Source organism: Pseudomonas amygdali (genome assembly GCF_002699855.1).
GTDB classification, from domain to species: Bacteria; Pseudomonadota; Gammaproteobacteria; order Pseudomonadales; family Pseudomonadaceae; genus Aquipseudomonas; species Aquipseudomonas amygdali.
In genome coordinates, this window is record NZ_LKBW01000099.1 from 1 (window position 1) to 6,504 (window position 6,504).

Here is a 6,504-nt window from a genome sequence, read left to right on the forward strand (position 1 = left end):
TTTGGTCGGCATACATGCACCTCTAGCTACATGTTATGCCCGAACACAAAATTTCTGACAGTCTCCCGCCTGGATCTGACCACCCTGCTCCCCACTCTGCCTGTGAAGGCCACACCCTTGGGCGCGTGGCGTCTGGACGATTTTTGGGTGACCGCCGTGAAGCTACAAAATCAGACGGCGCAGCGCGTCATGCTCGACCCTCGTGAACTGATGGGTGAGTTCGCGACCGCAGCATTTCAGCACCCGTATCTCGGACCTCGTGGTGATGCCAGTGACACTACGACCTTGTACCTGGTCACGCGGGGACACGGGCTGACACAAGCAACCGTGTTCTCCGCCGCCCCAGCAGATCCGCGTGCAACCCGGGGAGCCAAGCATGAAGAGTAACCCGCTGCTCAAGTACCTGGTGGTTCCGCTTCTCCTGCTCACGGTGTTCATCGGCATCAAGATGATGAGAGGTGGACCCGAACAGCAGGCTGACAACGCTCCGGCCCCAAAACTCACAGCGGAACAGGCCAAGGCTCTGGGTGTGGAAGGCGACACGCCGAGCGACACGCTGCGCACGGTCGTGGCTGAAGGACGCGAGCTCAAGCAGCAGATCACCGATGTGATGGCGCAGAACTCAGCCGTCAAGCAGGACAACGAGGCGCTCAAACAACGATTGGCGAACATCGATCAGACGGTAGAGCAGCGTCTGAAGAATGCCCAGGAGCAGTTCAAACTCGACAGTCAGCAGCAACAGCAAAGCGTGGTGGAGGGTTTCAAGAAACAGATGGACGAACTGACCCGGATGGGACAAAACGGCGCTACGAACCCGGATCTACCGATTGGCCTGGGCGTTCAGCAGGGAGATGGCCAACAGTTCAAGTCCGACTCAAGCGGTTCAGACATCGTCTGGATCGATCCGCAGGACGCGACGGCCCTGGACAGCAACGGTAAACCGATCACTGCTGGCACGAGCATCTCTCCGAGCGGCTACAGTTTTCCTACGGCCTTCGGCGAGTCCGTAGACCGAGGCCAGAAAGCCCTGACGACAGGCGCTCAGTCTGTCCGCGATGACATGGGTGGCCAGCAACAGGAGCGTAAGAAGGTACGTCGTGCCTACACCCTGCCTCAAAACTCGACGTTGATGGGATCGGTGGCCATGTCAGCGTTGATTGGCCGGGTCCCCGTGGATGGGACGGTTAATGACCCCTACCCGTTCAAGGTGTTGATCGGTCCGGACAACCTCACTGCCAATGGCATAGACCTTCCTGACGTGGCCGGTGCCGTGGCCAGCGGTACAGCGTCCGGCGACTGGACCCTCTCATGCGTGCGGGGGCAGATCAAGAGTCTGACCTTCGTGTTCACCGACGGCACTGTCCGCACGCTGCCGGCCCCGGTCCAGGGTGGGAATCAACAGAACAACAATCAGAACAACTCTGGAGACCAACAACCCATCCAGGGTGGTCTGGGCTGGATCAGTGATCCCTACGGCATTCCGTGCATCGCCGGCGAGCGACGCAGCAATGCGCAGCAGTACATCGGCTCGCAAGCGCTGATCACCGCAGCTGGAGCAGGGGCTGCATCGTTGATCAAGACCGAGGGAAGCACCTCATCGTACGTCTCCAATGCTTCTGGGACGCTCGGCAGCACCGGACTGTCCGGCAACGAGGCGATGGGCAAAATCCTGACTCAAGGCGTCACGGACGTGTCCAGCTGGGTCAACAAGCTGTATGGCCAGGCGTTTGCGGCCATCTACGTCTTACCTGGCGCGCAGGTCTCACTGCACATCGATCAAGAGCTGGAAATCGATTACGAACTCAAAGGCCGCAAGGTCAAGTACGCCTCAGGAGCGAGCCATGCCACTGCCAACCTGGATTGATCTTTCAAGGCCACCCCGTAGCGGACGGCTCGGCCTGTCACTCATTGTCGCCTTGCTCACACTCGCAGGATGCCAGACCAGCAAGGAGGAAATGCTGCCGCATGGCGACAGCACCATGATGGATGTCTGGAACCAGGGCACCACGGGCTCGGGCGGCAGCGCCAGTGGTCGGCAACTGCTCGATGCTCGCGCAGAGCTGCGCCGCTCGATCGATGTGCGGGCCACTCAGCCGCTGCAGGACAGCGCCGCGTACACACGCACGGCTCAGAACGAGATCTACAGCCAGTTCAAGCGCCTGCCCAATCCGGACCTGGTCATGTACGTATTCCCTCACCTGGCGGGCTCAGATCCCGCGCCAGTACCGGGGTATACGACTGTTTTTCCGCTGTATCAACGCGTGCAATACGCGATGCCCGGTGAGCGGGTGGAGGATTATTGATGGGACTTTTGAAGCGTTTGACAAAGCGTCGGGATCGAGGCACTGACACCGTGGTTGATACTCCAGTCGAGACGATCGCCGATCAGCTACGAGAAGAGGCCATCTTCGCGCAGGCCAGAGAGCGTTATCTGGCTCGCCTGGCGGCTGAGGGCATACCAGAGCCTGGCGCGTGGCTAGATCCCAAGCGCAAACCTGCGACGGTCGACGATATCGAAGCCCTGTATGCCGTCAACCCGTCATTCGTCGACATGCTGCCCTGGACGGAGTACCTCCCTCAGGAGCAAGCGATGCTGCTCGAGGACGGCAAGTCACTGGCAGCATTCTATGAACTCACCCCCATCGGCACCGAAGGTCGGGACCCTGAGTGGTTACGCAAAGCGCGCGATGCTCTTGAAAATGCGCTGCAGGACAGTTTTGACGAACTGGATGAGTCGCCTTGGGTGGTGCAGTTCTACGCCAGGGATGAAACCAGTTGGGAAGATTATCTGGAGACGTTGCATGATTACGTCCAGCCTCGCGCTCAGGGTACGGCGTTTACAGAAATGTACCTGCAGCAATTCAAACATCACCTAGAGGCAATCTCCAAGCCGGGAGGTTTATTTGAAGACACCAAAGTGTCTCAACTGCCCTGGCGCGGCCAGCAACGCAGGGTTCGCATGGTCGTCTACCGGCGCAGCACCGGAGATGGACTGGTTCGTGGCCAGACGCCGTCGATGTACTTGAAAAACATTTGCGAGCGCCTGACCGGAGGACTGGCCAACGCGGGCATCAAAACCCGGCGCATGGATCGCCATGACATTCGTCACTGGCTGTTGCACTGGTTCAACCCGCATCCCGAACACTTGGGATCAAAGCGCCAGGACATCGATCGTTTCTTCGAAATCGTCAATAACCGCACGGTCGAACCACCAGAAGAGGGCACGCTGCCGCTGGCCAGCGGCGATGATTTCTCTCAGTGCCTGTTCTACAGCGAACCGCAATCGGATGCCAAGAAGGGTCTCTGGTACTTCGACTCGCGCCCTCATCGGGTCATCGTCCTCGATCGCTTACGCGATGCGCCAAAGACCGGGCACCTGACGGGTGAAAACCGTAAAGGCGGGGACGCGCTGCATGCCTTGTTCGACAAGTTGCCCGAGGACACAGTACTCAACATCACGCTGGTGATCACTCCACAGGATGTTCTGGAGGCCCACCTGGAAAAACTGGCACGTAAATCAGTCGGTGACAATCAAGCCTCCGCCCTGACCCGTGAAGCGGTCGACGAAGCCCGAAAACTGATCGGTCGAAAACACAAGCTGTACCGGGGCAACGTGGTTTTTTACTTGACCGGCAAGGATGAGCAACAACTGGAAAGTCGAAGCATGGAGCTTGCCAATGCCATGCTTAGCGCCGGTATGGAACCTGTCTATCCTCGTGATGAAGTCGCCCCTCTCAGCAGTTACCTACGGTGGCTGCCCGCCAGTTTTGATGTGAACAAGAAACATGCTTTGGACTGGTACACGCAGATGATGCTCGCCCAGCATGTCGCGAACCTTTCGCCGATATGGGGTCGTGCCAGCGGCACGGGCAACCCCGGCATAACCCTGTTCAACAGGGGCGGTGCACCGCTGACGTTCGACCCATTCAACAAGCTTGATCGGCAGATGAATGCCCATCTGCTCCTGTTTGGCCCGACAGGTTCAGGTAAGTCAGCCACGGCCAACAATTTGCTGATGCAGTTAATCGCCATTTACAGGCCGCGCCTATTCATCATTGAAGCCGGTAATAGTTTCGGCCTACTGGGAGATTTTGCCCAAAAGCTTGGGCTGACGGTCAACCGGCTCAAGTTGGCGCCAGGGTCGGGCGTGAGTCTGGCCCCCTTCACTGATGCCATTCGCCTGGTGTCAACACCTGACAAAGTCACGATCCTGGATGCCGATGACATTGAAGGATCCGATGAACATCTGCAAACAATGCCTGAACAGGGCGAAGATGAGCGTGATGTCTTGGGCGAAATGGAGATCGTGGCCAGGCTCATGATCACCGGCGGCGAAGAGAGAGAAGAGGCTCGACTCACTCGCGCAGACCGCAGCGCCATTAGGCACTGCATTCTGACGGCAGCCAGAACATGCTTTGACGCTGAACGAGCAGTCAAGACGGAGGATGTGCGTGATGCGCTGAGTGACGCTGGCAAGGACACCACCCTTCCGGAAAAGCGCCGAGAACGCATGTTCGAGATGGCTGAAGCCATGGACATGTTCTGCATGGGGGCTGACGGTGAGATGTTCAACCGGGAGGGTACGCCTTGGCCTGAGGCCGACATCACAATCCTGGACTTGGCCACCTACGCCCGCGAGGGGTATAACGCCCAACTGTCGGTCGCCTACATCTCGCTGATCAACACCGTGAACAACATTGCAGAACGGGACCAATTCAAGGGGCGTCCGATCGTCAACTTCACTGACGAGGGTCACATCATTACGAAAAACCCCCTTCTCTCGCCCTACGTCATCAAGATCACCAAGATGTGGCGAAAACTCGGTGCCTGGTTCTGGCTTGCCACTCAGAACATCGACGACCTTCCGTCAGCAGCAGCACCGATGCTTAACATGATCGAGTGGTGGATCTGCCTGAACATGCCACCGGATGAAGTGGAGAAAATCACCACGTTCCGTAAGCTGACGCCTGCGCAAAAGTCACTGATGCTGTCAGCCCGTAAAGAGAGCGGAAAGTATACTGAAGGGGTTGTGCTTTCCAAATCGATGGAGGTTTTGTTTCGAGCCGTGCCCCCAAGCCTGCTCCTGGCATTGGCCATGACTGAGCCGGAAGAAAAAAAACAGCGGTACGATCTAATGCAGTCGTTAGGGGTAGACGAGCTGGGAGCCGCAATGGCGATCGCACACGACCTCGACCGCATTCGCGGGATTGAACCGACAACCATTACATTCCCGTCTTCGCCCTTGGAGAACCTGGCATGAGAGCCATGGATGCCCTGACTCAAAATCTGATCGACAGCCTGACTCAACTACTCAAAAACCCGCAGGAAGATGCTCTGCTGGCCTTGAAAATCTGCGCACCGGTACTGATCGAGCACCTGGAAGTCGTGAAACATGTGGCGGTTGATCGTCGAGAGATCCAGTCCCAACTGCACAAAGCGCTGGACCAGTGGCTTGAGCATCACCCACAGCCTGAAAGCGCGCAGAAGGCTCTTCTCACGTTGCTGAATCAGGAGTTGCTGGCCAAACAGTTCCTCGATAAAGAGGCCTCCGCATGAAGCGCCCCACACGTCGCCAGATCCTGTACGGCATCGGTGCGGTCGCCTTGGCAATTCTGGCTTTTGAATGCCTGCCAGATGTCAGACAGGCCATGCAAATGCTCAACACCGCCGAAAGCGTCAGCGAGACAACCAAACAGACGAAGCATAATGGCGCGTGGGTTTACGGGAGCAGCAGTGCCAGATTCACCATCGTCGAGTATGCAGATCTGGAATGCCCGTACTGCAAGGATTATTTCCCACAGCTCAAAGCATGGGTTGATCAGCATCCAGACGTGAACCTGCAGTGGCACCACCTCCCTCTTCCCATGCACGAGCCGGCCGCGAGCTATGAAGCTCGCTGGGCTGAGTGCGCAGGGATCGAGCGAGGCAATGACGCTTTCTGGCTCGCAGTCGAACTCATTTATCAGCGTACTCGGTCGAACGGTGCTGGAACTGCTGGCAATCCGCAGATCCCGGGGCTTGAGGATCGACAGCAATATATCGATAACTGCGCTTCGAGCAACCCGTCCGTGCAACGGGCCGTCATTAGCCAGGCTCACAAGGCCAGCCAGGACGGCATCACTGCCACACCGACGCTGGTCATCAAGGATAAAGTCTCTGGACGATCGATCAAGCTGCAGGGAGCACCTGACGGTAACGTGCTGCTTTCCGCAATCGACTGGCTGGCCAGCACGGACTCGAACAGCAGCGATAAGTGAATCCAGGCGCTCCGTGATCCTATGCATTTCGATTACGGACGGTGTGGACAACTACTGCGAACGCCGCATCGATAGCAACCGGCATAATTACGCAAAACGGGATGCCCATACGCTTACATGCAATGTGTATTCGCCAGATGCTTACACCCGTTTTAGGTCTGTAAAGCCAGCTTTCAAGTGGGGTCTGAACCGCCCCGGGTTTCTCGGAGACCCTTTTGTTTGAGTCATGCCACCTGGGCAGACTCGG

The 6,504-nt window shown here is 57.5% G+C and carries 6 protein-coding genes; all 6 read left to right on the forward strand.

Going from position 1 to position 6,504, the window contains the following annotated elements:
• Positions 1–387 (forward strand): DUF3438 family protein (locus AO277_RS09215; RefSeq protein ID WP_257214209.1); only part of this gene is annotated, 387 nt, incomplete at its 5' end.
• On the forward strand, positions 377–1,864 hold the full coding sequence (locus tag AO277_RS09220; RefSeq protein WP_044319985.1) for a TIGR03752 family integrating conjugative element protein: 1,488 nt from the start codon (positions 377–379) through the stop codon (positions 1,862–1,864). The genes AO277_RS09215 and AO277_RS09220, both read left to right, overlap by 11 nt.
• Positions 1,842–2,303, forward strand: a complete 462-nt coding sequence (locus AO277_RS09225) for a TIGR03751 family conjugal transfer lipoprotein (protein ID WP_080899363.1) — start codon at positions 1,842–1,844, stop codon at positions 2,301–2,303. Before AO277_RS09220 ends, AO277_RS09225 begins: the two co-directional genes overlap by 23 nt.
• Complete coding sequence (locus AO277_RS09230) at positions 2,303–5,260, forward strand: conjugative transfer ATPase (RefSeq protein WP_044319986.1); 2,958 nt, start codon at positions 2,303–2,305, stop codon at positions 5,258–5,260. The genes AO277_RS09225 and AO277_RS09230 overlap by 1 nt, the downstream gene beginning before the upstream one ends.
• The gene (locus AO277_RS09235; RefSeq protein WP_004662717.1) at positions 5,257–5,556 is read left to right on the forward strand and encodes a hypothetical protein; all 300 of its coding nucleotides are present in this window, start codon (positions 5,257–5,259) and stop codon (positions 5,554–5,556) included. The genes AO277_RS09230 and AO277_RS09235 overlap by 4 nt, the downstream gene beginning before the upstream one ends.
• Positions 5,553–6,257 carry a DsbA family protein gene (locus AO277_RS09240; RefSeq protein ID WP_044319987.1) on the forward strand — a complete coding sequence of 235 codons (705 nt, stop codon included), beginning with the start codon at positions 5,553–5,555 and terminating at the stop codon, positions 6,255–6,257. The genes AO277_RS09235 and AO277_RS09240 overlap by 4 nt, the downstream gene beginning before the upstream one ends.
• The last annotated feature ends 247 nt before the right edge of the window (positions 6,258–6,504 follow it).

Bases quoted from the DNA above. Each gene is read 5' to 3' on its own strand.
- AO277_RS09220 (WP_044319985.1), top strand. From the start codon at position 377: ATGAAGAGTAACCCGCTGCTCAAGTACCTGGTGGTTCCGCTTCTCCTG.
- AO277_RS09225 (WP_080899363.1), top strand. From the start codon at position 1,842: ATGCCACTGCCAACCTGGATTGATCTTTCAAGGCCACCCCGTAGCGGA.
- AO277_RS09230 (WP_044319986.1), top strand. From the start codon at position 2,303: ATGGGACTTTTGAAGCGTTTGACAAAGCGTCGGGATCGAGGCACTGAC.
- AO277_RS09235 (WP_004662717.1), top strand. From the start codon at position 5,257: ATGAGAGCCATGGATGCCCTGACTCAAAATCTGATCGACAGCCTGACT.
- AO277_RS09240 (WP_044319987.1), top strand. From the start codon at position 5,553: ATGAAGCGCCCCACACGTCGCCAGATCCTGTACGGCATCGGTGCGGTC.